Source organism: Pseudomonas sp. BN607 (assembly GCF_029871175.1).
GTDB lineage: Bacteria > Pseudomonadota > Gammaproteobacteria > Pseudomonadales > Pseudomonadaceae > Aquipseudomonas.
Window position 1 is genome coordinate 179,645 of record NZ_SSOE01000022.1, and the last position, 23,853, is coordinate 203,497.

Below are 23,853 nucleotides of genomic sequence, written 5' to 3' on the forward strand. Positions count from 1 at the left end.
ACCACTTTGTAATGTTTTTGTCACACGGGACCGCTAGGGTGTGCGCATGAATGATCTGGCCAATTCCAACATGACCCAAAACTCCCAGCCCGTGCGCATTGATTTCAATACGCCCGAGTTGCAACGCAAGCGCCGCATGCGTGCGCTCAAGGATCGCCTGACCCGCTGGTATGTGCTGGTGGGCGGGCTTGCCGTATTGGCGGCCATCACCCTGATCTTCTTCTACCTGGCCTATGTGGTGCTGCCACTGTTCCAGGGTGCCGAGCTGACCAGCAAGAAAGCCCTGGAGCCGACCTGGCTGCAGCAGGACGCTGGCAAGCCGCTGATGATCGCGCTCGAAGAGCAGAACCTGGTGGGCATGCGGGTTTCGGACAAGGGCCAGGCATTGTTCTTCGATACCAAGACCGGTAACGAGCTCAAGCGTGTTGACCTGCCGGTACCAACGGGCACCCAGGTCACCTCGATCAGTGCCGACCAGCCTGGCAGCCCTCTGGTGGTGCTGGGCATGTCCAACGGTCAGGCGCTGGTGTTCCACCACACCTACAAGATCACCTACCCGGACAACAAGAAGACCATCACCGCCAACATCGACTACCCGTACGGCGAGCAGCCGTTCGTGCTCGACGAGCAGGGGCGTGCGTTGGAACACGTCAGCGTCAACGTCAATGGCGACACCCTGGTGCTGGCCGGCTCCACTGGTGCGCAATTGCAGGTGTTGGAACTGACCCGTAGCGAAAACATGATGACCGAAGAGGTCACCACCGAGCAGAACCGCATCGTCCTGCCGCAGATGACCGAAGTGGTGAAGAACATCTTCATCGACCCGCGGCAGCAGTGGCTTTACGTGATCAACGGCCGTGCCACGGCCGATGTATTCAGCCTGCGCGACAAGAGCCTTAACGGCCGCTACAAACTGTCCGAAAGTGCAGACACCGAAGTCACCGCCACCGGCCAGTTGGTGGGTGGTATCTCGCTGATCATCGGTGACTCCAAGGGTGGCCTGGCCCAGTGGTTCATGGCCCGCGACCCGGATGGCGAATCGCGCTTCAAACAGATCCGTACCTTCCAGCTGGGCAAGGCGCCAGTCGTGCAGATCGACGCCGAAGAGCGCCGCAAGGGCTTCATCGCCCTCGACGCCGAGGGCAAGCTGGGTGTGTTCCACAGCACCGCGCACCGTACCCTGCTGGTCGAACCGGTTGCCGAGGGCCCTGGCATCCTTGCCCTGTCGCCACGCGCCAACCGCATCATCATCGAACAAGGCGGCAAGCTGCTGCCGCTGAGCTTGCGTAACCCGCACCCGGAAATCTCCTTCAGCGCGCTTTGGGGCAAGGTCTGGTACGAGAACTACGACGAGCCTAAATACGTCTGGCAATCGACCGCTTCCAACACCGACTTCGAGCCCAAGCTGAGCCTGTCGCCCCTGACCTTCGGTACCCTCAAGGCCGCGTTCTACGCGATGATCCTCGCGGCTCCGCTGGCCATCGCTGCCGCTATCTACACCGCCTACTTCATGGCCCCCGGCATGCGTCGCAAGGTCAAGCCGGTGATCGAGCTGATGGAAGCGATGCCGACGGTGATCCTTGGCTTCTTTGCCGGCCTGTTCCTGGCCCCCTACCTGGAAGGCCACCTGCCAGGTGTGTTCAGCCTGTTCCTGCTGATGCCGTTCGGCATTCTGCTGGCCGGCTTTACCTGGACCCGCCTGCCAGAATCGATTCGCCTGCGCGTGCCGGACGGCTGGGAAGCGGCGATCCTGATCCCGGTCATCCTGTTCACCGGCTGGTTCGCCCTGACCATGAGCCCGCATCTGGAAAGCTGGTTCTTCGGTGGCGACATGCGTCTGTGGATTACCAATGACCTGGGGATCACCTACGACCAGCGAAACGCCCTGGTGGTGGGTATCGCCATGGGCTTTGCGGTTATTCCCAACATCTACTCCATCGCCGAAGACGCCGTGTTCAGCGTGCCGCGCAGCCTCACCCTGGGCTCGCTGGCGCTGGGTGCGACGCCCTGGCAGACCCTGACCCGCGTGGTCATCCTCACCGCCAGCCCGGGGATCTTCTCGGCGCTGATGATCGGGATGGGCCGTGCGGTGGGCGAGACCATGATCGTACTGATGGCCACCGGCAACACCCCGGTGATGGAGATGAACCTGTTCGAGGGCATGCGCACCCTGGCCGCCAACGTGGCCGTGGAAATGCCCGAATCGGAAGTCGGCGGCAGCCACTATCGCGTGCTGTTCCTGGCCGCGCTGGTGCTGCTGATGTTCACCTTCATCATGAACACCTTGGCCGAGCTGATTCGCCAGCGTCTGCGCAAGAAATACTCGTCGCTTTGATAGAAAGGTAGCGATCCGTGAAAAAGGCTTCCCTCAAAGGCTGGTTCAAGAGCGGCGCCCCAGGCGTCTGGATGAGCGGCGGTGCGGTGGCGATGGCGGTGATCATGACCGTCGGCCTGCTGGCGGTCATCGCCGTGCGCGGCCTGGGCCACTTCTGGCCAGCTGACCTGGTCCAGGCCACCTACAAGGTGCCAGGCCAGGCTGACCACGTCGTCATCGGCGAAGTAGTGCAAAAGGAAGATGTACCCCGTGCCCGTCTGAAAGGCGCCGGCCTGCCGGTACCGGACCAGGGCCCGGAGTTCATGACCCGCGAGCTGATCAAGGTAGGTAACCGCGACCTCAACGGCAGCGATTTCACTTGGGTGGTCGGCGACTGGCTGGTGGACGAACAGCGTCCGGCCGACCTGATGGCCCTCGAGCGCCGTGAGTGGGGCAACTTCTATGGCTACCTGGTCAGCGTCAAGGAACAAGGCCGTGTGGTTGCCGAAGGCCCCGCTGCCTGGAACGAACTGCAGGCCCGGCTCAAGCGTGCCAACCAGCTCAACAACGAGCTGCAGCAGCTGGAGAAGAAGGACATCGGTGCCATCAACCATGGCCTTGAGCGCCTGCGCCTGCAAGCGCGCAAGCTGGAGCTGGACGGCAAGCTGGACGCCGCCGCCCAGGCCGACATGGACGCCGACCGTGCCGAACTGAACAGCCGCTACAAGGCTATCGAAGACCGCCTGACCGGCCTGCACCAGGCATTCTCCCGCGACAGCCTGGTGGCCCGGGATGGCAATGGCCGTGAGGTGGAAATCAACCTGAGCAAGGTGGTGCATGCTATTCAGCCGAACGGCATGTCGGCGTTCTCCAAGTTGGGCACCTACTTCGGCAAGGTCTGGGAATTCCTCAGCGACGACCCGCGTGAAGCCAACACCGAGGGCGGTATTTTCCCGGCCATCTTCGGGACCGTGATGATGACCCTGATCATGGCCGTAATCGTCACCCCGTTCGGTGTGCTGGCTGCCGTTTACTTGCGTGAGTACGCAAGGCAAGGGCCGGTAACCCGGCTGATCCGTATTGCCGTGAACAACCTGGCGGGTGTGCCGGCGATCGTCTACGGCGTGTTCGGCCTGGGCTTCTTCGTCTACGTGCTGGGCGGCTCGATTGACCGCCTGTTCTTCCCCGAAGCGCTGCCGGCGCCGACCCTGGGGACCCCGGGCCTGCTGTGGGCATCGCTGACCCTGGCACTGCTGGCGGTGCCGGTGGTGATCGTCGCCACCGAAGAAGGCCTGGCGCGTATTCCACGCACCGTGCGTGAAGGCTCGCTGGCGCTGGGTGCAACCAAGGCCGAGACGCTGTGGAAGATTGTCTTGCCCATGGCCAGCCCGGCGATGATGACTGGCATGATCCTCGCCGTGGCCCGCGCCGCCGGTGAAGTGGCGCCGCTGATGCTGGTGGGGGTAGTGAAGCTGGCGCCGTCACTGCCGGTGGACGGTAATTATCCGTATCTGCACCTGGACCAGAAGATCATGCACCTGGGCTTCCACATTTATGACGTCGGCTTCCAGAGCCCCAACGTCGAAGCCGCGCGGCCGCTGGTCTATGCCACGGCGCTATTGCTGGTACTGGTGATTGCAGCCCTCAACCTCTCGGCGGTGTGGATCCGGAACCACCTGCGCGAGAAGTACAAGGCGCTGGACAGCTGACCCTGATTGCATGCGTGCCGCCCGCAGGCCGGGCGGCCCTTTGAAACGACTTGATAGCGTATGGAGTTGACCATGCAGCAAGATTCCAACACCCATGGCATCGACATGTCTGCCCTGGGCCGCAACAAGCAGGGCCTGCGCCTGGCCGAAGAAACCGTGGCCATCGAAGTGCCGGGCCTGAGCCTGTTCTATGGCGACAAGCAAGCCCTGTTCGACGTCAGCCTGAACATTCCCAAGCAACGCGTGACCGCCTTCATCGGGCCGTCCGGCTGCGGCAAGTCGACCCTGCTGCGCACCTTCAACCGCATGAACGACCTGGTTGACGGCTGCCGCGTGGAAGGCGCCATCAACCTGTACGGCAACAACATCTACCGCAAGGGTGAGGACGTGGCCGAATTGCGTCGCCGCGTGGGCATGGTGTTCCAGAAGCCCAACCCGTTCCCCAAGACCATTTACGAGAACGTGGTCTACGGTCTGCGTATCCAGGGCATCAACAAGAAGCGCGTGCTTGACGAAGCGGTCGAGTGGGCGCTGAAGGGCGCGGCCTTGTGGGACGAGGTCAAGGACCGCCTGCACGAATCGGCGCTGGGCCTTTCTGGTGGCCAGCAGCAGCGTCTGGTCATCGCCCGCACCATTGCCGTTGAGCCGGAAGTACTGCTACTCGACGAGCCGTGCTCGGCGCTGGACCCGATCTCGACCCTGAAGGTTGAAGAGCTGATCTACGAACTGAAATCCAAGTACACCATCGTCATCGTTACCCACAACATGCAGCAGGCGGCCCGTGTTTCGGACTACACCGCATTCATGTACATGGGCAAACTGGTCGAATTCGGTGATACCGACACCCTGTTCACCAACCCGGCGAAGAAGCAGACCGAAGACTACATTACCGGTCGCTACGGCTAGCAGCCCTGCGGCCCCGGTGGGTGGGGCATGCCCGCACCCACAGGGTACAAGACGAATTATTTGAAGCTTGCAGCTTGTTCGCGGAGCGAAACGATGATCAACAAAGAAAGCCTTACCCATCATATTTCCCAGCAGTTCAACGCCGAGCTGGAAGAAGTGCGCAGCCACCTGCTGGCCATGGGCGGGCTGGTGGAAAAACAGGTCAACGACGCGGTTACCGCGCTGATCGAAGCTGATTCGGGTTTGGCCCAGCAGGTGCGCGAGGTTGACGAGCAGATCAACCAGATGGAGCGCAACATCGACGAAGAATGCCTGCGCATCCTCGCCCGTCGCCAGCCGGCGGCCTCTGACTTGCGCCTGATCATCAGCATTTCCAAGTCGGTGATCGACCTTGAGCGCATCGGTGACGAATCGACCAAGATCGCCCGTCGCGCCATCCAGTTGTGCGAAGAAGGCGAGTCGCCGCGCGGCTACGTCGAGGTCCGCCACATTGGCGACCAGGTGCGCAACATGGTCCGTGATGCGCTGGACGCCTTTGCCCGCTTCGACGCCGACCTGGCATTGTCGGTGGCTCAGTACGACAAGACCATCGACCGCGAGTACAAGACCGCGCTGCGCGAGCTGGTGACCTACATGATGGAAGACCCGCGTTCGATCTCGCGGGTACTCAGCGTAATCTGGGTGCTGCGCTCGCTGGAGCGGATTGGCGACCATGCGCGCAATATCTCCGAACTGGTGATCTACCTGGTGCGCGGCACCGACGTGCGCCACATGGGGCTTAAGCGGATGACTGCCGAGGTGCAGGGTACTGCGATCGCCGACGGCGAAAAGGCTAATGTTTCCGGTGAATCTGACGATAAGTAAGGTTGCTCCCGAGCATCGACGCCCGGCCTTGGCCGGGCGTTTTCGTTTGCGGTCGAGAGCCGGCAGGCACCCGCGAACAATGTGATGAAGTCCCGGCGTGACCAGGTTGTAGCAAATGGCCAGTATTTGGCAGTAGGCTAGTCGGGTTCAGAAGGAGTATCGATGAGTAAAGTGAATGTGCTGGTCGTGGATGACGCCCCGTTTATCCGTGACCTGGTCCGCAAGTGCCTGCGCAATGCCTTCCCGGGCATGGCGATCGACGATGCGGTCAACGGCCGCAAGGCCATGGCCCTGCTCGGCAAGGAAGCGTTTGACCTGGTCCTGTGCGATTGGGAAATGCCGGAGATGTCTGGCCTGGAACTGCTCACCTGGTGCCGCCAGCAGCCTGAGCTGAAGAACCTGCAGTTCATCATGGTGACCAGCCGTGGCGACAAGGAAAACGTCATCCAGGCGATTCAGGCGGGTGTTTCCGACTTTGTCGGCAAGCCGTTCACCAACGAGCAGTTGCTGACCAAGGTGAAAAAGGCCTTGAGCAAGATTGGCAAGCTCGACAGCCTGATGGCCATCGGTCCGGCGCGGGCCAACCCGGCGTTCGCCAACGATTCGCTGAATGCACTGACTGCCGGCAAACCGCAAGCGGTCAAGGTTGCAGCGCCTGCACCAGCAGCGGCGTCTGCCAGGCCCCCCGTCAGTGCGCCGGCACCTGCTGCCGCTGCGCCGAGCGGCCGTGGCCAAGGCCAGTTGCGCCTGGCAAGTGGCACCCAGCCTTGCGTGATCAAGGCGCTGAGCTTGAAGGAGGCGCTGCTGGTGGTGCGTCGTGGTGAAGTGCTGCCACAGGTGCTGGAAGGCGCGGTACTGGACCTGGAGCAAGGGGAAAACGCTGAGGTTGCCCGCCTGAACGGTTACCTGCATGCCGTTGCAGCGCTGGAGCCCAAGCCGGACAGCGACTGGCTGCAGCTGACGTTCAAATTCGTCGACCAGGATGCGCAAAAGCTCGACTACCTGTCGCGGCTGATTGCCCGTGGCACTGCGCAGAAGCATTTCACCCCCGGCGCCTGACCCCAGCTTCACGCCGCGTTTTGTGGCCGCTATTGCAGTTGGTCGGAAGCTCGCGCCGCTGCCATCCGACCAACTGCAATACCTGCCACAAAACCCGCTGCTAGGCTTCGACAGATCATAACTGTCAAAAAGCCACTATCATGCCCGCGCGCCTGCTGCTGTTCTGTGCATTGCTCATGGCCTCGGCGTCGAGCCTGGGTGTGACGCTTTACAAGATCACTGACGAATCCGGTGTGATCTCCTATTCCGACCGGCCCGGCCCGGGCGCCAAGCCATTGGTCCTGCTCGAGCCCATGACCGAGACGCTGGAGGGCCAGGTGCTGCTGAACGCGAAAACCTTTCAAGGTGGTGTCAGCTTCTCGGCCCGTAATGAGCTGCATGTGCCGGTGGAGGTCGAGTTGCGCCTGGACAACCTGGTGAATGCCCAGGGCGGCGATGCCCCACGGATCGTGCGTAGGCTGCTGCCGCCACGCACCACGCAGCTGCTCAGTGTGCTCAGGGGCCGGCCCGGGCTGCTGCTGAACTACCGTTCGACTCTGCTGCAGGCCATGGGTGACCCCGGCAGGCGGCCCCAGGGCTTCCGCTATGCGTTTCCGTGGGTGGGCGGGCCATTCCGTGTCACCCAGGGCCCTAATGGCCGTGTCAGCCATTTTGGGCCCAAAGGGCGCTATGCCATGGATATTGCAATGCCGGAAGGCACGCCGATTATCGCGGCGCGGGAAGGCGTGGTGGTGAAGACGCAAAATAGCCAGAGCGGGCGTGAGCCCAATCCGTCGGGCAACTTTGTGCGAATCCTGCACGCGGACGGCACCATGGGCGTGTACCTGCACCTGATGCGTGGATCAGTGGTGGTGACGGAGGGGCAGCGGGTGCGGCAGGGGCAGACGCTGGCCAAATCGGGCAATACCGGCAACAGCACCGGTCCGCACTTGCATTTCGTGGTGCAGCGCAACGTGGGGTTGGCGCTGGAGTCGATACCTTACCGGTTCGACAGGCCGATCAGCGGCTTGCCGGACTTTACTGCGGGCAACCCTTGAGGTTTTGGGGCTGCATAGCAGCCCCTGACCGTCAATCCAGCTTGAGTACCTTGGCCAGCACGATCTTCGGCCCCTTCATCTTCTTGATGATGATGCGCAGCCCTTCGACCTCCAGCACTTCCTCTTCCTCAGGCACGCGCTTGAGGGTCTCGTAGACCAGCCCCGCCAGAGTTTCCGCTTCGATGTGGTCCAGGTCGACCCCCAGCAGGCGCTCGACCTTGAACAATGGCGTGTCGCCGCGCACCAGCAGCTTGCCTGGCTGGTAGGCGAGGATGCCGCGTTCGGTCTTGCGGTGCTCGTCCTGAATGTCGCCCACCAGCACTTCCAGCACGTCTTCCATGGTCAGGTAGCCGATCACCTTGCCGTCGGCTTCCTCCACCAGCACGAAGTGCGCGCCGCCCTTGCGGAACTGCTCCAGCAGCTGGGCCAGCGGCATGTGCCGCGATACACGCTCCAGTGGCCGGGCGAGGTCATCCAGGTCGATGGTTTCGGGCAAGTGCTCGAGTTCTGCCAGTTCCAGCAGCAGGTCCTTGATGTGCAGCAGGCCGGTGAATTCCTCACGTTCGGCGTCGTACACCGGGTAGCGGCTGAACTTGTGGCGGCGCACCAAGGCCAGGATCTGCTTCAGCGGCGCTTGGGCATCGATAGTGACCATGTCCTCGCGCGAGTTGGCCCAGTCGACCACTTCCAGCTCGCCCATTTCCACTGCCGAAGCCAGCACACGCATACCTTGGTCGCTTGGGTCCTGGCCACGGCTGGAGTGCAGGATCAGCTTCAGTTCTTCGCGGCTGTAGTGGTGCTCGTGATGCGGGCCAGGCTCGCCCTGGCCGGCAATGCGCAGGATGGTGTTGGCGCTGGCGTTGAGCAGGTAGATGGCCGGGTACATTGCCCAGTAGAACAGGTAGAGCGGCACAGCGGTCCACAGCGACAGCAGCTCTGGCTTGCGAATGGCCCAGGATTTTGGCGCCAGCTCGCCGACCACGATGTGCAGGTACGAAATGACGAAGAAGGCGACGAAGAACGAGACGCCTTTGATCAGCTCGGGCGAGTCGACACCGAAGTACGCCAGTAGCGGCTCGAGCAGGTGGGCGAACGCCGGTTCACCGACCCAGCCCAGGCCCAGCGAGGCGAGGGTGATACCCAGCTGGCAAGCTGAGAGGTAGGCGTCCAGCTGGTTGTGTACCTTGCGCAGGATGTTGCCGCGCCAGCCATGCTGCTCGGCGATGGCCTCTACACGCGTGGCGCGCAGCTTGACCATGGCGAACTCGGCGGCAACGAAGAAACCGTTGAGCAGCACCAGCAGGAAGGCAAAGATGATCATGCCGAAATCGGCGAATAACGAGGTGAGGCTGATACCAGGGGAAGGGTCCATGATGGAGTTTTTACGGGGTCCGTCTTTGATATAGGGAGAAAAAAAGTGCCAGCTCAAGCTGGCACAGGGGGTTCAATGTAGCGGCTGGGGCCGCAAAAGCAAAGGGTGATGGCTTTGTTGCGGCCTCTGTGAGAGTGGGCGGGCCCGCGAAGGGCTGCGCGGCAGCGCCCCTCTCAAGCCTTGCCGTTGGCCAATTGTGCTGGCGAAAAGTGACAGGTGAAGGTGCTGCCATGCCCTGGAACACTGCTGATTTCCAGCTTGCCACGGTGGCGCATCAGCACATGCTTCACGATCGCCAACCCCAGCCCGGTCCCGCCGGTATTCGAAGCACGGCTGGAATCCACCCGGTAGAAGCGCTCGGTCAGGCGTGGCAGGTGCTTGGCATCGATGCCAACCCCCGAATCCTGTACAGACAGGTGCGCGCCCTGGGCATCGGCCCACCAGCGGATACGGATATTGCCTTCGTCCTGGGTGTACTTGACTGCGTTGAACACCAGGTTGGAAAAGGCGCTGCGCAGCTCCGACTCGCTGCCCTTGAGTTTTATCCCGGGGGCGGCCTCCAGGGTGATGCGCTGGTTGCGCGGCCCGGACAGGGCCTGGGCGTCATTCATTATCGAGGCGAGCAGAGTGTCGACCGCCACCGGTTGGTTGTCCGACGGGTAATCGGTGGCCTCCAGCTTGGCCAGCAGCAACAGGTCGTTGAGCAGCGTTTGCATGCGCGAGCCTTGCTGGCTCATCTGCTGCAGGGCGCGGCCCCAGCGCGGGTTCACGTCTTCGACGTTGTCGAGCAGGGTTTCCAGGTAGCCGGTGATCACCGTCAGCGGCGTGCGCAGCTCGTGCGACACGTTGGCGACGAAGTCCTTGCGCATCTGTTCCAGCTGGTGGATGCGGGTGACATCGCGCACCAGCATCAGGTGCTCGTTGTTGCCGTACCGGGTGATGTGCAGCTGCACCCGCATGCGGTCGTTGATCGGCGAAGGGATTTCCAGCGGTTCGAGGTAGTTCTCTGCCTCGAAGTATTCCTTGAAGCGCGGGTGGCGCACCAGGTTGGTCACTTGCTGACCACCGTCCTGCGGGGTCTTGAAGCCCAGCAGGGTTTCGGCGGCGCGGTTCCACCATTCCAGGTTGCCGTCGCTGTCGAGCATGATCACTGCATCACGCAGCGCGGCGGTGGACTCCTGCACCCGGTCGATCACTGCCTGCAGGCGGCCGCGCACGCGCTGATCCCGGCGTTGCAGGTGGTAGATGCTGTCGAAAACCTCGCCCCACAGGCCGTAGCCGTCGGGCGGCGCCTCATCGGGCTGGTGGTTGCGCAGCCAGTCATGCAGGCGCAGCAGTTGCTTGAGGGTCCAGCCCAGGTAGAGCGCCAGGCCTATGGCCAGGCTCCAACCATAGTAGCCGCTGACCAGCCCGCCAATCAGGCAGACGGTAATCAGCAGCAGCAGGTGGCGAATCAGGGTCGCATGCCAGTTCTGGTTCAATTGACGGTCCTTGTACAACGACGTGCAGCTTGGCGCTCTTGAGCCCGATCAGCTCTTGGTCGAGAAGCGGTAGCCAGTGCCCCGGACGGTTTGTACCAGATTTTCGTAGGCTTCACCCAACGCCTTGCGCAGGCGTCGGATGTGCACGTCGACCGTACGTTCCTCGACATACACGTTCCCGCCCCACACCTGATCGAGCAGCTGGCCACGGGTGTAGGCGCGCTCTTGGTGGGTCATGAAGAACTGCAGCAGGCGATATTCGGTGGGGCCCATCTCGGCCGGCTTGCCGTCGATGGTCACGCGATGGCTGATTGGGTCGAGCAGCAGGCCGCCGACTTCGATCGGTGCTTCGCTGTCGCTCGGGCCGGTGCGGCGCAGCACGGCTTTCAGGCGTGCGACCAGCTCGCGCGGTGAGAACGGCTTGGTGATGTAATCGTCGGCGCCCACTTCCAGGCCCTGGATCTTGTTGTCTTCCTCACCTTTGGCGGTGAGCATGATGATAGGAATGTCGCCCGTCAGCTCGTCGCGCTTGAGACGGCGGGCCAGCTCGATGCCAGAGGTGCCCGGCAGCATCCAGTCGAGCAGGATCAGGTCCGGCTTGCGGTCGACGATGATCGCGTGGGCCTGTTGGGAGTTTTCCGCTTCCAGGCAGTCATAGCCGGCCATTTCCAGGGCAACGGCGATCATCTCGCGAATAGGCGCTTCGTCGTCGACGATCAGAATGTTCCTGCCAACCATGCTCAAAACCTCTCCTGGATTCGGTGTCTTGGCCCGCATTAGATAACGGAATTATTGCAGCTGTGTGACAGGGTGTTGGCCGTTCTGGCGACATTCCGTGACTGGACTAGGCTACAGAAGGCCGCAGTTGTGGCAACTCGAACTCATTTCCCCCCGAAACAATGGTGAATCCAATGACACGACATACGCTGAGCTGGATGGCCCTTTTCACTGCGCTGGCGCTCCCGGGGGTGGCCTCGGCCCACCATGCCATGGAGAAGGACGGCATGTGGGTCGATTCTGCCGGCATGACGCTGTACACCTTTGACAAGGATGCGGGCGGCAAGTCGATGTGCAATGGCGATTGCGCTACCAACTGGCCGCCATTGAAGGTGACGGCTGGCGAAAAGGCCGAGGGTAAGTGGACGCAGATCGAACGCGACGACGGCTCGATGCAGTGGGCCTACGACGGCAAGCCGCTGTACACCTTCATCAAGGACAAGAAGGCCGGCGACATGACCGGTGACGGCATGAAGGACGTCTGGCACGTCGCCAAGCCTTGAACATCCCCGCGTAACCTTGTGGGAGCGGGTGAAGCCGCTTCCACAAGGTTGATCTGTCAGCGCAACGCGTAGTCCAGCACCACCCCGATGAACACCAGCATCCCGGCCCAGTGGTTGTGCAGAAACGCCTTGAAGCACGACTCTCTATCCAGCTTGCGCGTCGACCAGTATTCCCAGGCAAAACACACCACCGCACCCAGCAACCCCAGGTGGAACCAGCCCCCGAGGTCGAAGCGGCTACCCGCCAGCAACAGGCAGCCCAGCGACAGCAACTGCAAAGTCAGGATGATGGTGCGGTCGGCATCGCCGAACAGAATGGCGGTCGATTTCACACCAATCTTCAGGTCGTCATCCCGGTCGACCATGGCGTAGTAGGTGTCGTAGCCCACTGTCCACAGCAGGTTGGCGATGTACAGCAGCCACGCACTGGCCGGCAGCTCGCCGCCGGCAGCCGTGAAGGCCATGGGGATGCCCCAGGAATACGCCGCCCCAAGCACCACCTGCGGGTAATAGGTGTAGCGCTTCATGAACGGGTAGCAGAACGCCAGGGCCACCGCGCCGAACGACAGCCACACCGTGCGGCTGTTGGTGCACAGCACCAGCAGGAAGCTCACCCCGACCAGGATCGCGAACAGCGCCAGCGCCTCGCGTGGCCGCACCCGGCCACTGGCCAGGGGGCGGTCGGCGGTGCGCTTGACGTGGCCGTCCACCTTGCGGTCGGCAAAGTCATTGATACAGCAGCCGGCTGCGCGCATCAGTACCACGCCTAGGCCGAAAATCAGCACGTTGGCCAAGGTGGGGGAGCCGTTGCCGGCAATCCACACCGCCGACAGGGTGGGCCACAGCAGCAGGTAGATGCCAATCGGGCGGTCCATGCGGCTTAGCTGAACGAAGTCCCAGGCCCGCGGGTGCAGGCGGTTGAGCGACTTGAGCAGGTGCAGGTACATCAGCGGTTATCCTCTTTGGCCGCTTGCCACAATGCCGGCAGGAACACTTCAGCCACCAACAGGTCCAGGCCGTCACGCTCGAAGCGCGAGCGACGGCCCCACAGTGCTGGATGCGCAGCTTCAGGCGGCAGCCAGGCCTGTGGATAACTGCACACTTCGAGCGGGTGGCGGATGAACGCCTGGTCGCAGAACAACAACTCGCCCAGCGAGCGGCTGCCGAGGGTTTCGAGGTCCAGCCCGCCGCGCTCCAGCGCCCTGCGGCTGGCCACGCTGCGGGCGAATACCCAAGGCTGGCCGTGGCCGCGAAGGTACACCTCACGCACCCAGCCTTCGGCGCCGGTAACGATACCCAGCGCCTGGCACTCGTCATCGCGCAACGGCTGCCAGCCCTCGAACAACGGGGTGACCGAGAAGTGGTCAAGGGACAGGCGAGTCAGGCGGCGGGTCAGCGAGCTTTCGTCGAACAGCCAGTCAAGGGTGGGCTGGTCGATGTCGGTCGCCAGCTGCGAATACGGCAGCCACGCGACAGCGGCTGCTTGCGGGGATTCGTACGACACGTCAGTCTGCTTGTTACAACCAGAGAGGCGGCGAGCTTAGCATGATTGCCCCGACTGCTTGCATACTAGGGACAGGGCCGCTACAAAGCCAAGCTTCAGCCCCCAACCGAGGAAAAAGACCCGATGAAAAAGTGGCAATGTATTGTCTGTGGCCTGATCTACGACGAAGCCGAAGGCTGGCCCGACGACGGCATCGCCCCCGGCACCCGTTGGGAAGATGTGCCAGCCGACTGGCTGTGCCCCGACTGCGGCGTCGGCAAAAGCGACTTTGAAATGATCTCCATCGGCTAAGCGAGGCAAGCACGACATGACGTCCCCTGTGGTAATCATCGGTACCGGCCTTGCGGGCTACAACCTGGCTCGTGAGTTTCGCAAGCTCGATGCACAAACGCCGCTGCTGCTGATCACCGCTGACGACGGGCGGTCCTATTCCAAGCCCATGCTTTCGATGGGCTATGCCAAGCAGAAGGACGCCGATGGCCTGTGCATGGCCGAGCCGGGCGTCATGGCCGAGCAACTGAACGCCGAGATCCGCACCCATACCCGCATAAGCGGCATCGACCCAGGCCATAAGCGTCTATGGATCGGCGAAGAGGCTGTGGAGTACCGCGACCTAGTGTTGGCCTGGGGGGCGCAGACCGTACAGGTGCCAATCGAGGGCGATGGCAGCCATCTGGTGTTCCCGATCAACGATCTGGAGGACTACGCTCGCTTTCGCGCCGCCGCTGTCGGCAAACAACGCGTGCTCATTCTCGGTGCCGGCCTGATCGGCTGCGAATTCGCCAACGACATGAGCCTGGGCGGCTTCCAGGTAGACGTGGTGGCGCCCTGCGAACAGATCATGCCGACCCTGCTGCACCCGGCCGCTGCGGTGGCGGTGCAGGGCGGTCTCGAAGGCCTGGGTGTACGCTTCCACCTGGGGCCTGTGCTGACCCGCCTGCAGCAGGTGGCCCAAGGGCTGGAGGCGCACCTGTCGGATGGCCGCGTGATTGCCTGCGACCTGGTGGTGTCGGCCATCGGCCTGCGCCCGCGCATCGACCTGGCCGCCGCGGCCGGCTTGCAGACCCATCGTGGCGTCAGCGTAGACCGCGAGCTGCGTACATCCCACGCCAACATCTTCGCCCTCGGCGACTGTGCCGAGGTCGAGGGTATCAACCTGCTGTATGTGATGCCGCTGATGAGCTGCGCCCGGGCGTTGGCGCAAACCCTGGCCGGCAAACCGACGGCGGTGGCCTACGGGCCGATGCCGATTACCGTCAAGACCCCGGCTTGTCCGCTGGTGGTTTCGCCGCCGCCGCCGGGCCAAGAAGGTACTTGGCAGGTAGAGGGGCAGGGCAGTGACCTCAAAGTGCTCTGCTACGGCGCCGACGGCGAATTGCTGGGCTACGCCCTGACCGGGGCAGCTGTCATGGAAAAGCTGGCACTTAATCGCCAGTTACCACCGGTAATGGCGTAAATAGCGCGCGTTCTGTCGGATTTATCCTGTTGTTGACTGCACAATGGCCGCCCAGATACTGGCGCGGCCCCTGAGCTCGTGCCATTCTCACTCCCGTCTGCCGCAGATTAGAGCCTGCGGTGCCTTGAGCGCTGCTCCCAGAGGCAGCACGGCATAACAACAAGAATTCCGTCAAAGAGGCTTCACTATGCGCAAACCAGAACTCGCCGCCGTCATCGCCGATAAGGCTGACCTGACCAAGGAAAAGGCCAATCAGGTTTTGAACGCGATTCTCGACAGCATTACCGGTGCCCTGGACAAGGACACCGTGACCCTGGTCGGTTTCGGCACTTTCGAAAAACGTCATCGCGGCGCGCGTACCGGCAAGAACCCGCAAACCGGCGAGCCGGTCAAGATCAAGGCCAGCAATACCGTGGCCTTCAAGCCAGGCAAGAACCTGCGCGACAGCGTCAATGCGCCGGCAAAACCGGCCAAGAAAGGCAAGTGATCGCTTCCTGACAACCGCGGTAACAGCCAAGCGGGCGCCTCAGGGCGCCCGTTGTGCTTTCTGCAGGCAAAATGTTTCGAGCCTGCATAAAAAGTTCTGGAAAAGGATAGACTGCGCGCCTCAGTCACTTTTTATTCGAGGCGCGTTGATGAAGTTCCGCTTTCTTCTCTGGGCCATGGGGCTGTTGATGGCCAGGGCCAGCCGCAACAACCCAGCGTTCCAGCAGCAGCTCAAGGGCAAAGACCTGGTGTTCCAGATGCAAACCCTGGATGGCAAGGTCGCCCGGCACTTCACCGTCAACAACGAGCGCATCACCAGCAAGGGCGGCGCGCACCCACAGCCGGCCTTCGCCATCGCTTTCAAGGACGCGGCTTACGGCTTTGCCACGATGCAGGCGGGCAACAAGCAGTTGGCGTTCATGCAGGGGATTCAAGACAAGAACATCCAGATCAAGGGCAATCCGGCGTTGGTGATGTGGTTCCAGGGCTTGATGAAGTACCTGAAGCCGAAGAAGAAAGGCTGAAGCCAATAGGGTTGCTGACAGCTGTACCTGTGGGTGCGGGCACGCCCGCGCCCACAGGTCACGTGCTCAATGCGGTGCGTGAAACTGCGAAGCCAGTTCCCGCAACAGGCTCTCGGCCTCCAGCACCTTGCTCACCACATCCTCGGCCTTGTCCCGGGTAACCCCCAGACGCTCCAGCAGTTCGTCAGGAATCTCTTCCGACGGCCCCGAGCCGATTCCCCGCGAGCGCAGCAGGCGAGTCGCCAGGCAGACCAGGTTGGGGAATACCGATAACTCGCCGTCGTAGGCCGGGTCGTGCTGGAAGCGCAGCGCTGTCGACAGCTCTTCCGGCATGTCCCACAGCTTCATCAGCCACGCGCCAATCTGCTCGCGGCTGATGCCCAGCAGGTGCTGCTCCACGTAGGTGTGGTTCAGGTGCGGGTTAACCTCCAGGTGGCGGCATATCAGTGAGAAGTGCGGTGGGAACACGTGCGCCAGCAACAGGTAGCCAAAGTTGTGCAGCAACCCGGCCAGGTAGGTCAGGCCCGCCTCCGGGCGTTCGGCACGCGGCATGGCACGGGTCAGGCCTTCGATGATGGCGGCGGTGTAGATGGATTGTTGCCAGTAAGGCGTAGCCTGTTGTGGCTGATCTTTGGGCAGGCTCAAGGTCTTGCCAAGCGCCAGGCCCAAGGCCAGGTTGATTACCAGGTCGAAGCCCAGCACGCGCACGATGGCATCTTCCACCGAACGGATCTTGCCCGGCGAGGCATAGTAGGGCGACGCGGCCCAGCTCACCACCTGCGCGGCCAGTGCCGGATCGGTTTCGACCACGCCGGTAATGTCATCGATGCTGGCGTTGGGGTCTACGCGCAGCTTGATGATTTTTTGCGCGGTATCGGCCAGCGGCGGGATTTCGATGGTTTCTTCAAGGCGCTTCTGGATGCGTCGGGCAGTGAAAGCCTGCACGGCATTGGTGATTTCCCGGGTGTCGTCATCGGGGCGGTCGAGGTTGGGGGTGATCGCCTCGACTTGCTGGCCGAAACTGCTGGCGCTGGCCTTGGCCAGCATGCGCTTGAAGTGTGCGCGTTCGATTTCCAGCAGCAGGCCGGCTTCGCCTGACTCGATAAACACGGTGTCGACGTCGAGCAGGCTCTTTTCGTACTGGCACGGCGAGCTGGTCAGCGCCGGGATGCCCGGCAGTGCCTTGAGCTGGTGCTTATCGAGCATATGCTTCAGGCGCGGCACCGACACGGCCGTGAGTTTGCGCCCAGTCAGTTCGGCCAGGCGGTTCAGGTCCAGCAACTGGCTCTGCGGGAACAGCACCATCAGGGCGCCGACCTCGTCGTCGAGCAGCACGGCCTGCATTCGCGAGGCTGGCGGCAGGTGCGGGTGTTCTACCACCTCGCTGTAGGCCACGCCGAGCTTGTCGAGCAGTTGCTTGATGACGGGGGGTGCGTGTGGGGTTGCGGTGTCCAGGGCAACTTCAGTCATGGTCCGTATCCACTGATTCTTTTAAATGCGAAGTATAACCACCCTCGGGCCAAATCTGGATCCATGATGGGACTGACGTCACACTTGGCCATATTGCTGGCCATGACGTAGCCAGCGATCCAGCAACGGGCTGACGTGATCCGGCCAGCGAGCGATCAGGGCTTGGGCGGCGTCGCGCACAGCCGGGAGCAGATCGGCGTCGCGCATCAGGTCGGCGACCTTGAACTGCAACAGGCCGGTCTGGCGGGTGCCGAGCATCTCACCCGGGCCGCGTAGCTCCAGGTCCTTTTCGGCGATGATGAAGCCGTCATTGGTTTCGCGCATGATCCCCAGCCGTTCGCGGCCGATCTGCGACAGCGGCGGGTGATACAACAGCACGCAATGGCTGACGGCGCTGCCCCGGCCCACCCGGCCGCGCAACTGGTGCAACTGGGCCAGGCCCAGGCGCTCGGGGTTCTCGATGATCATCAGGCTGGCATTGGGGACGTCCACGCCTACCTCGATCACCGTGGTGGCGACCAGCAGCTGCAGCTCGCCGGCCTTGAACTGCGCCATGATTTCGGCTTTTTCCGCTGGCTTCATGCGGCCGTGGATCAGCCCCACCCGTAGCTCGCCCAAGGCGCTGCCAAGCTCCTCGTAGGTGCTTTCGGCGGCCTGGCAGGTCAGCTCTTCGGACTCTTCGATCAGGGTGCATACCCAATAGGCCTGGCGCCCTTCGGCGCAGGCGGCGCGTACCCGCTCGACCACTTCGAAGCGGCGGCTGTCGGCCACCAGCACGGTGTTCACCGGGGTACGACCGGGCGGCAGTTCGTCGAGCACCGAGGTGTCCAGGTCGGCATAGGCGCTCATCGCCAGGGTGCGCGGTATTGGTGTGGCAGTCATGATCAGCTGATGCGGGCACAGTTCGCCAGCCACGCCCTTTTTGCGCAGGGCCAGGCGCTGCTGCACGCCAAAACGGTGCTGTTCGTCGATGATCGCCAGCGCCAGGTGCTTGAATTTCACCTCTTCCTGGAACAGCGCATGGGTGCCGACTACCATCGGCGCGCCGTTGGCGATCTGCTCCAGAGACGCAGCCCGGGCCTTGCCCTTGAGTTTGCCGGCCAGCCAGGCCACTTCGATGCCCAACGGCTCCAGCCAGCGTTTGAAGGTGATGTAATGCTGTTCGGCGAGGATTTCGGTCGGCGCCATCAGCGCCACCTGATAACCGGCCTCCAGTGCCTGCAGTGCGGCCAGCGCCGCGACCACGGTCTTGCCGGCGCCAACGTCGCCTTGCACCAGGCGCATCATCGGCTCGTGCTGGCTGAGGTCGTAGGCAATCTCGTTGGCGACCCGCTGCTGTGCGCCGGTCGGCTGGAACCCCAGGTTGGCCAGGTATTGCGCCTGCAGGCGGGTTGGCTTGGGCAGCACTGGCGCGCGCAGGCTGCGCAGGCTTTCGCGCAGGCGCTGCTGTGACAGCTGGTGGGTCAGCAACTCTTCGAAGGCCAGGCGGTGCTGCGCCCAGTGGTGGCCCAAGGCTAGCTCTTCGAGGTCTGCGTCGGCTGGTGGGTTGTGCAGGTAGCGGATAGCATCGTCCAACGGCGCCAGCTGGTAATCGCGGGCCAGTTCGTCAGGCAGCCAGTCGGGCAGGCTGCGGGGGCCGAGCATGCCAAGGCTTTGCTGGCACAGCAGGCGCAAGCGTTGCTGGGTAAGGCCTTCAGTGGACGGATAGATCGGCGTCAGCGTCTGCTCGACCGGTGGTGGCGGCTCGTCGCCGTTCAGTGCACGGTATTCTGGATGGTAGATTTCCAGGCCCGAAGCACCGGGGCGGGCTTCGCCATAGCAGCGTAGATGGGTGCCCCGCTTGAGGCCTTCCTTTTGCGCGTTGCTGAAGTGGTAGAAGCGCAGCGTAAGCACGCCGCTACCATCGCCCAGGCGCACCACGAGGCTGCGTCGCTTGCCCATGGTCACGTCAGTACCGCTGACCACGCCCTCGATCACCGCGTCCTGGCCGGGGCGCAGCTGGCCGATTGGCACTACACGGGTGCGGTCCTGGTAGCGCAGGGGCAAGTGAAACAGGACGTCCTGCAGATTTTCCAGGCCGACCTTGGCGAGTTTTTCCGCCATGGCCTCGCCAACACCCTTGAGGACGGTGACCGGGACGTTCGACAGCTCACTCATGACTCAGGCCGGTTGTTCCGCAGGGGCTTTGGCGACCGAGCACAGGCGGATCGAGTCGGCGAGGATCTCGATGGCCTTGGGCCGAGGGAAGCTGGCGCGCCAGGCGATGGCCACGGTGCGGAACGGTGCCGGTGCAGTCAGCGGGCGCACCTCTATCACCCCGGGAGCATAATGATGGCTGTGCACTGCCGACAGCGGCAGGATCGACACGCCGAGGCCTGAGGCCACCATGTGGCGAATGGTTTCCAGCGAGCTGGATTCGACCGTTGTGTGCCGGGCGCCGTCACCACCCTTGTTCAGGGTCGGACAGGCTTCGAGTACCTGGTCGCGGAAGCAATGGCCCTCACCGAGCAGCAGCAGGCTCTTGTCGTTGAGCATGGCGGTGTCGATGGTTTTCTTCGCCGTCCACGGATGGTCGGCAGGCATCAGGGCGCAGAACGGTTCGTCGTACAGCGGCAAGGTCAGCACATCGGCTTCGTTGAACGGCAGGGCGATGATCACCGCGTCCAGTTCGCCGTTACGCAGCTTTTCGCGCAGTACGTGGGTGAAGTTTTCTTCGATGTACAGCGGCATCTGCGGGGCAACGCGGTGCAACTGCGGGATCAGGTGCGGGAACAGGTAGGGGCCCACGGTGTAGATGGCGCCCACCTTGAGCGGGGCAGTCAGTTGGTTCTTGCCGGCCTGGGCCAGTTCGCGAATGCCCTGGGCCTGCTCCAGTACCTTCTGTGCCTGGGCGACGATGCTTTCGCCGACGGGGGTCAGGCGTACTGCGCTTTTGCTGCGCTCAAAGATCAGAACGCCAAGCTCATCCTCAAGCTTCTTCACACCGACCGACAGGGTCGGCTGGCTCACGTGGCAACGCTCGGCGGCATGGCCGAAGTGCTGTTCCTGGGCGAGTGTGACGATGTAGCGTAGTTCTGTGAGGGTCATAACGTGCGTCCATGAAGTTGCGGGCCCAGCATAGCGGCTGCAATCGATAGACGCACGTTATCAGACTTACCGATTTGTGACAGAAACAAAAGTCTCAGCGGCGGTCCAGGGAGTAGACGAACGGTGCCACGACTTCGATCGTGCCATTGTTCAGCAACTCGGGTGGCGGCTTGGGTACCGTGCCGGCTCGACGGATCATTTCCAGGGTCGCTCGGTCCAGTGCTGCACTGCCCGAGCCACCCGCCATGGAATACGACACCACCTTGCCTTCGGCGTCGACCACGAAGCGCAGGCGGTTGATGCCCTGCAGGCCGCGACGGCGCGCGTCTTCCGGGTAGCGCTTGTACTTGGCCAGATGGCGTAGCAGGTCACTCTGCCAGGTGGGCAGGGCGTTGCTGTTGGACGCAATGCTCGGTGCCGGTGCCGCAGACTTTTGCGGTGGCGTGTTGCTCGGCGGTGCGTCTACCGTCTGCTCGGTTGGCGGTGTTTCCTTCGGCGGCTCAGGCTTTTTCTCGGGCTTCGGCGGCTGTGGCTTGGCCTTCGGCTTGGGCGGCTTGGGGATGGCAATCTTCGGCTTGGGCGCTTCCACCAGCTTCGGCAGCGGCGGTTCCTCGACCGGTGCCGGTGGCTGCGGCGCCGCCTTTGGAGGTGGTGGTGGCGCAGGCTCTGGCAACGGCGCCAGTTCGACCATCATCGCTGCCGGCGGCAGCTCGATGGCCTGTGGCACCGACCAGTTGAGCGTCAGCAGCACGGCGACCACGTGCACGCCCAGCACGATCGCCAGGCTGCCACCGTAGCGCGCCATGTTAGAGCGCGGTTTTGTCATTTCTTGGCTGCCGTCTCGAGACCTACCAGACCGACTTTCAGGTAGCCGGCCGCGCGCATGTTGTTCATCACTTCCATCAGGTCACCGTAATCCACGCCTTTGTCGGCCTGGAAGAAGATGGTGGTTTCCTTGTCACCCTTGGTCTTGGCGTCGAGCATCGGGCCAAGCTGGTCGGGTGCTGCAACCTGATCGTCGCCGACGTACAGCTTCTGGTCGGCCTTGACGCTGACGAACACCGGCTTCTCGGGCCTCGGCGCCGGCTTGGCGGTCGAGGCCGGCAGGTCGACCTTGATGTCGACCGTGGCCAGAGGAGCTGCGACCATAAAGATGATCAGCAGCACCAGCATCACGTCGATGAACGGCGTAACGTTGATTTCGTGGTTTTCGGCGAGGTCATCGCCACCTTCGTTGAGATGCAGGCCCATGGATTACCCCACTTTCACCATGTGCGGGGCGGCGCGCTCGCTGCCCTGGTGGTCCAGGTCACGGCTGACCAGCAGCAGTACCTGGGCGGAGGCGTCGGACACTTGGGCCTTGTAGCCAGCGATGGAGCGGGCGAAGACGTTGTAGATGACCACTGCCGGGATTGCCGCGACCAGGCCCAGGGCCGTGGCCAGCAGCGCCTCGGCGATACCTGGGGCAACCACAGCCAAGTTGGTGGTCTGCGTCTTGGCGATGCCGATGAAGCTGTTCATGATGCCCCACACGGTACCGAACAGACCGACGAACGGGGCGGTAGAACCGATGGTGGCGAGTACGCCGGTACCGCTGCTCATGGTGCGGCCGCTGGCGTGCACCAGGCGCTCAAGGCGGAAGCTGACGCGCTCCTTGATGCCCTCTTTCTCGCGGGCGTTGGCCGACAGGCGCATTTCTTCGAGGGCGTCGTGGACCAGGGTGTGAGCCAGTGTGCCTTCCTTGTTGGTGGCTTCACTGGCTTCTTTCAGGGTGGTGGACTTCTTCAGCTGGGCGATCTCACCACGCAGGCGACGCTTGGCGCCCATCAGCTCGAAGCCTTTGGCAATCCAGATGGTCCAGGTGATGATGGAAGCGATGGCCAGGCCGATCATGACGATCTTCACCACGATGTCGGCGTTCTTGTACATGCCCCATGGGGACAGGTCGTGGGCCATGCCCAACGAGTTGTCCTCCACCAGGGCTTGAGCGCTCGGCTCTGCTGGGGTCTGTGCATCGGCCGGGGTGGCAGCAGTAGCGTTGGCAGCAGGCGCCTGCGCATCGGCAGCCGGGGCTGCAGCAGGTGCGGCCGGGGCAGTGGCTGCGGCAGGCGCGGCGGCGTTGGCGGTCGGCTCATCGGCCATGGCCACCGGGGCCAGCACCAGGCTGAGCATCAGCGCGGCGATGGCGCGCCAGGCGCGCGACGGGGTTGGCGAAGCGGAAGGTTGAATACGTGTCATGCTGGCCGGACCTGATGAAGAAATTGAGTGAGCGTTCTCCAAGGCCTCGAGGTAGGCCGAGAACAAATTGGCGGCCATTATTGCAAGTAATTCTTGTTAACAAAAGTAATCTTGTTGCTTTTTTCGCCTATGGTCTAGCCACCCATCGTGTAGCGTGGCCGGGCTGATCAATTGGTCTAGGGAGTTTAGAGATGTCAGACCTTTCCGTGATGGTGGTGGGTTGTGGTGATGTGGGTGGGCGTCTGGCCCAGCAAATGATTGCCAAAGGCTGGCAGGTGAGCGGCCTGCGCCGCTCTGTCGGGCAGCTGCCTGCGGGCGTCCAGCCAGTTGCCGCGGACTTGGCCGATCCGGCAATCCCGCCAGCCTGGCCACAGGGGCCGCTGGATTACCTGGTGTACTGCGTGGCGGCCAGCCAGCACGACGAAGCGGGTTACCAGGCGGCCTATGTTGATGGCTTGCGCCATGTGTTGGCGTGGCTGGCCGAGCGTGGTCAGCGCCCGCGTCGCCTGTTGTTCGTCTCCAGCAGCAGCGTGTATGCACAAAAGAATGGCGAGTGGGTCGAGGAGGGGGCGGCCACCGAGCCTGAAGGTTATTCCGGGCGGGTTATGCTGGAGGCTGAACGACTGGCGCTGGCCAGTGGTGTTCCGGCGAGCGTGGTGCGCCTGACCGGCATCTATGGCCCGGGCCGCGAATGGCTATTGAGCCAGGTGCGCCAGGGTTACCGTGTGGCCCAGGACCCGCCCCTGTATGGCAACCGCATTCATGCCGAGGATGCCGCCAGCCTGTTGGCGTTTCTGCTGCAGGCCGATGCGGATGGCAAGGTGCTGGACGACTGCTACATTGGCGTGGACGATGACCCGGCGCCGCTGGCCGATGTAGTGGCCTGGCTACGCGCGTACATGGGGGTTACCGAATGGTCCGATGAGCAGCGGGTGCGGCGTACTGGCAGCAAGCGCTGCAGCAATGCCCGGGCCCGGGCGCTGGGCTGGGCGCCGGTGTATCCGAGTTACAAGGAAGGGTATGCAGCCATTCTGAAAGGAGGGCGCTGAGTCTGCTGGCCTCTTCG

General features: G+C 62.9%; 23 protein-coding genes. 12 read left to right on the forward strand and 11 right to left on the reverse strand.

Annotated features, from left to right (window positions below):
- The first annotated feature begins 46 nt into the window (after positions 1-46).
- The 6 genes from E8E68_RS03815 to E8E68_RS03840 all read left to right on the forward strand — a co-directional run bounded on the left by E8E68_RS03815 (position 47) and on the right by E8E68_RS03840 (position 7,889).
- Positions 47-2,335 carry an ABC transporter permease subunit gene (locus tag E8E68_RS03815; RefSeq protein WP_280339789.1) on the forward strand — a complete coding sequence of 763 codons (2,289 nt, stop codon included), beginning with the start codon at positions 47-49 and terminating at the stop codon, positions 2,333-2,335.
- Positions 2,336-2,406: 71 nt separating this feature from the next.
- Positions 2,407-4,023, forward strand: a complete 1,617-nt coding sequence (gene pstA, locus E8E68_RS03820) for a phosphate ABC transporter permease PstA (protein WP_280339845.1) — start codon at positions 2,407-2,409, stop codon at positions 4,021-4,023.
- Between the two features lie 72 nt (positions 4,024-4,095).
- Complete coding sequence (gene pstB / locus E8E68_RS03825) at positions 4,096-4,929, forward strand: phosphate ABC transporter ATP-binding protein PstB (RefSeq protein WP_110743439.1); 834 nt, start codon at positions 4,096-4,098, stop codon at positions 4,927-4,929.
- 93 nt (positions 4,930-5,022) lie between these two features.
- A complete protein-coding gene (gene phoU / locus E8E68_RS03830; RefSeq protein ID WP_110743438.1) occupies positions 5,023-5,793 on the forward strand; it encodes a phosphate signaling complex protein PhoU in 771 nt (256 codons plus the stop codon).
- A gap of 162 nt (positions 5,794-5,955) precedes the next feature.
- Positions 5,956-6,852, forward strand: a complete 897-nt coding sequence (locus tag E8E68_RS03835) for a response regulator (RefSeq protein ID WP_280339790.1) — start codon at positions 5,956-5,958, stop codon at positions 6,850-6,852.
- Positions 6,853-6,992: 140 nt separating this feature from the next.
- Positions 6,993-7,889 carry a peptidoglycan DD-metalloendopeptidase family protein gene (locus E8E68_RS03840; protein ID WP_266032140.1) on the forward strand — a complete coding sequence of 299 codons (897 nt, stop codon included), beginning with the start codon at positions 6,993-6,995 and terminating at the stop codon, positions 7,887-7,889.
- Between the two features lie 31 nt (positions 7,890-7,920).
- Here the strand turns inward: E8E68_RS03840 and E8E68_RS03845 are convergent, their stop codons facing one another.
- From E8E68_RS03845 to phoB, 3 genes are all read right to left on the reverse strand, one after another.
- Positions 7,921-9,261 carry a hemolysin family protein gene (locus E8E68_RS03845; RefSeq protein ID WP_110743436.1) on the reverse strand — a complete coding sequence of 447 codons (1,341 nt, stop codon included), beginning with the start codon at positions 9,259-9,261 and terminating at the stop codon, positions 7,921-7,923.
- A gap of 173 nt (positions 9,262-9,434) precedes the next feature.
- Complete coding sequence (gene phoR, locus E8E68_RS03850; protein WP_280339792.1) at positions 9,435-10,742, reverse strand: phosphate regulon sensor histidine kinase PhoR; 1,308 nt, start codon at positions 10,740-10,742, stop codon at positions 9,435-9,437.
- 48 nt (positions 10,743-10,790) lie between these two features.
- The gene (gene phoB / locus E8E68_RS03855; RefSeq protein ID WP_003253341.1) at positions 10,791-11,480 is read right to left on the reverse strand and encodes a phosphate regulon transcriptional regulator PhoB; all 690 of its coding nucleotides are present in this window, start codon (positions 11,478-11,480) and stop codon (positions 10,791-10,793) included.
- Positions 11,481-11,653: 173 nt separating this feature from the next.
- Between phoB and E8E68_RS03860 the strand changes: the two genes are divergently transcribed.
- Complete coding sequence (locus E8E68_RS03860; protein ID WP_110743434.1) at positions 11,654-12,022, forward strand: hypothetical protein; 369 nt, start codon at positions 11,654-11,656, stop codon at positions 12,020-12,022.
- A gap of 56 nt (positions 12,023-12,078) precedes the next feature.
- Here the strand turns inward: E8E68_RS03860 and ubiA are convergent, their stop codons facing one another.
- Together ubiA and E8E68_RS03870 are read right to left on the reverse strand one after the other, a co-directional pair.
- Positions 12,079-12,969, reverse strand: a complete 891-nt coding sequence (ubiA, locus tag E8E68_RS03865; RefSeq protein WP_110743433.1) for a 4-hydroxybenzoate octaprenyltransferase — start codon at positions 12,967-12,969, stop codon at positions 12,079-12,081.
- A complete protein-coding gene (locus tag E8E68_RS03870) occupies positions 12,969-13,526 on the reverse strand; it encodes a chorismate lyase (RefSeq protein WP_280339793.1) in 558 nt (185 codons plus the stop codon). The genes ubiA and E8E68_RS03870 overlap by 1 nt, the downstream gene beginning before the upstream one ends.
- Positions 13,527-13,649: 123 nt before the next feature.
- Between E8E68_RS03870 and E8E68_RS03875 the strand changes: the two genes are divergently transcribed.
- From E8E68_RS03875 to E8E68_RS03890, 4 genes are all read left to right on the forward strand, one after another.
- Entirely contained in the window at positions 13,650-13,817 is a 168-nt protein-coding gene (locus tag E8E68_RS03875; RefSeq protein WP_110743431.1) for a rubredoxin, read from the forward strand.
- Positions 13,818-13,833: 16 nt separating this feature from the next.
- Positions 13,834-14,982, forward strand: a complete 1,149-nt coding sequence (locus E8E68_RS03880) for an FAD-dependent oxidoreductase (protein ID WP_280339796.1) — start codon at positions 13,834-13,836, stop codon at positions 14,980-14,982.
- 187 nt (positions 14,983-15,169) lie between these two features.
- A complete protein-coding gene (locus E8E68_RS03885) occupies positions 15,170-15,469 on the forward strand; it encodes an HU family DNA-binding protein (RefSeq protein WP_003253355.1) in 300 nt (99 codons plus the stop codon).
- Positions 15,470-15,617: 148 nt separating this feature from the next.
- Positions 15,618-15,992, forward strand: a complete 375-nt coding sequence (locus E8E68_RS03890) for a helicase (protein WP_266032144.1) — start codon at positions 15,618-15,620, stop codon at positions 15,990-15,992.
- A gap of 66 nt (positions 15,993-16,058) precedes the next feature.
- Here the strand turns inward: E8E68_RS03890 and E8E68_RS03895 are convergent, their stop codons facing one another.
- The 6 genes from E8E68_RS03895 to exbB all read right to left on the reverse strand — a co-directional run bounded on the left by E8E68_RS03895 (position 16,059) and on the right by exbB (position 22,787).
- Entirely contained in the window at positions 16,059-17,462 is a 1,404-nt protein-coding gene (locus tag E8E68_RS03895) for an aminoacyl-tRNA deacylase and HDOD domain-containing protein (protein WP_280339798.1), read from the reverse strand.
- A gap of 78 nt (positions 17,463-17,540) precedes the next feature.
- A complete protein-coding gene (gene recG, locus E8E68_RS03900) occupies positions 17,541-19,619 on the reverse strand; it encodes an ATP-dependent DNA helicase RecG (protein ID WP_266032146.1) in 2,079 nt (692 codons plus the stop codon).
- 3 nt (positions 19,620-19,622) lie between these two features.
- Entirely contained in the window at positions 19,623-20,549 is a 927-nt protein-coding gene (locus E8E68_RS03905) for a hydrogen peroxide-inducible genes activator (protein ID WP_110743426.1), read from the reverse strand.
- 94 nt (positions 20,550-20,643) lie between these two features.
- The gene (locus E8E68_RS03910; protein WP_110743425.1) at positions 20,644-21,375 is read right to left on the reverse strand and encodes an energy transducer TonB; all 732 of its coding nucleotides are present in this window, start codon (positions 21,373-21,375) and stop codon (positions 20,644-20,646) included.
- The gene (exbD, locus tag E8E68_RS03915) at positions 21,372-21,800 is read right to left on the reverse strand and encodes a TonB system transport protein ExbD (RefSeq protein ID WP_003253367.1); all 429 of its coding nucleotides are present in this window, start codon (positions 21,798-21,800) and stop codon (positions 21,372-21,374) included. Before exbD ends, E8E68_RS03910 begins: the two co-directional genes overlap by 4 nt.
- A gap of 3 nt (positions 21,801-21,803) precedes the next feature.
- A complete protein-coding gene (exbB, locus tag E8E68_RS03920; protein WP_280339802.1) occupies positions 21,804-22,787 on the reverse strand; it encodes a tonB-system energizer ExbB in 984 nt (327 codons plus the stop codon).
- 191 nt (positions 22,788-22,978) lie between these two features.
- Between exbB and E8E68_RS03925 the strand changes: the two genes are divergently transcribed.
- Entirely contained in the window at positions 22,979-23,836 is an 858-nt protein-coding gene (locus tag E8E68_RS03925) for an SDR family oxidoreductase (protein ID WP_280339805.1), read from the forward strand.
- Positions 23,837-23,853 lie beyond the last annotated feature (17 nt).

What these genes read in the sequence shown, in the direction of transcription:
- E8E68_RS03815 (WP_280339789.1), top strand. Translation starts at nt 47, where the DNA reads ATGAATGATCTGGCCAATTCCAACATGACCCAAAACTCCCAGCCCGTG.
- pstA (WP_280339845.1), top strand. Translation starts at nt 2,407, where the DNA reads ATGAGCGGCGGTGCGGTGGCGATGGCGGTGATCATGACCGTCGGCCTG.
- pstB (WP_110743439.1), top strand. Translation starts at nt 4,096, where the DNA reads ATGCAGCAAGATTCCAACACCCATGGCATCGACATGTCTGCCCTGGGC.
- phoU (WP_110743438.1), top strand. Translation starts at nt 5,023, where the DNA reads ATGATCAACAAAGAAAGCCTTACCCATCATATTTCCCAGCAGTTCAAC.
- E8E68_RS03835 (WP_280339790.1), top strand. Translation starts at nt 5,956, where the DNA reads ATGAGTAAAGTGAATGTGCTGGTCGTGGATGACGCCCCGTTTATCCGT.
- E8E68_RS03840 (WP_266032140.1), top strand. Translation starts at nt 6,993, where the DNA reads ATGCCCGCGCGCCTGCTGCTGTTCTGTGCATTGCTCATGGCCTCGGCG.
- E8E68_RS03845 (WP_110743436.1), bottom strand. Translation starts at nt 9,261, where the DNA reads ATGGACCCTTCCCCTGGTATCAGCCTCACCTCGTTATTCGCCGATTTC.
- phoB (WP_003253341.1), bottom strand. Translation starts at nt 11,480, where the DNA reads ATGGTTGGCAGGAACATTCTGATCGTCGACGACGAAGCGCCTATTCGC.
- E8E68_RS03860 (WP_110743434.1), top strand. Translation starts at nt 11,654, where the DNA reads ATGACACGACATACGCTGAGCTGGATGGCCCTTTTCACTGCGCTGGCG.
- ubiA (WP_110743433.1), bottom strand. Translation starts at nt 12,969, where the DNA reads ATGTACCTGCACCTGCTCAAGTCGCTCAACCGCCTGCACCCGCGGGCC.
- E8E68_RS03875 (WP_110743431.1), top strand. Translation starts at nt 13,650, where the DNA reads ATGAAAAAGTGGCAATGTATTGTCTGTGGCCTGATCTACGACGAAGCC.
- E8E68_RS03880 (WP_280339796.1), top strand. Translation starts at nt 13,834, where the DNA reads ATGACGTCCCCTGTGGTAATCATCGGTACCGGCCTTGCGGGCTACAAC.
- E8E68_RS03885 (WP_003253355.1), top strand. Translation starts at nt 15,170, where the DNA reads ATGCGCAAACCAGAACTCGCCGCCGTCATCGCCGATAAGGCTGACCTG.
- E8E68_RS03890 (WP_266032144.1), top strand. Translation starts at nt 15,618, where the DNA reads ATGAAGTTCCGCTTTCTTCTCTGGGCCATGGGGCTGTTGATGGCCAGG.
- E8E68_RS03895 (WP_280339798.1), bottom strand. Translation starts at nt 17,462, where the DNA reads ATGACTGAAGTTGCCCTGGACACCGCAACCCCACACGCACCCCCCGTC.
- recG (WP_266032146.1), bottom strand. Translation starts at nt 19,619, where the DNA reads ATGAGTGAGCTGTCGAACGTCCCGGTCACCGTCCTCAAGGGTGTTGGC.
- E8E68_RS03905 (WP_110743426.1), bottom strand. Translation starts at nt 20,549, where the DNA reads ATGACCCTCACAGAACTACGCTACATCGTCACACTCGCCCAGGAACAG.
- E8E68_RS03910 (WP_110743425.1), bottom strand. Translation starts at nt 21,375, where the DNA reads ATGACAAAACCGCGCTCTAACATGGCGCGCTACGGTGGCAGCCTGGCG.
- exbD (WP_003253367.1), bottom strand. Translation starts at nt 21,800, where the DNA reads ATGGGCCTGCATCTCAACGAAGGTGGCGATGACCTCGCCGAAAACCAC.
- exbB (WP_280339802.1), bottom strand. Translation starts at nt 22,787, where the DNA reads ATGACACGTATTCAACCTTCCGCTTCGCCAACCCCGTCGCGCGCCTGG.
- E8E68_RS03925 (WP_280339805.1), top strand. Translation starts at nt 22,979, where the DNA reads ATGTCAGACCTTTCCGTGATGGTGGTGGGTTGTGGTGATGTGGGTGGG.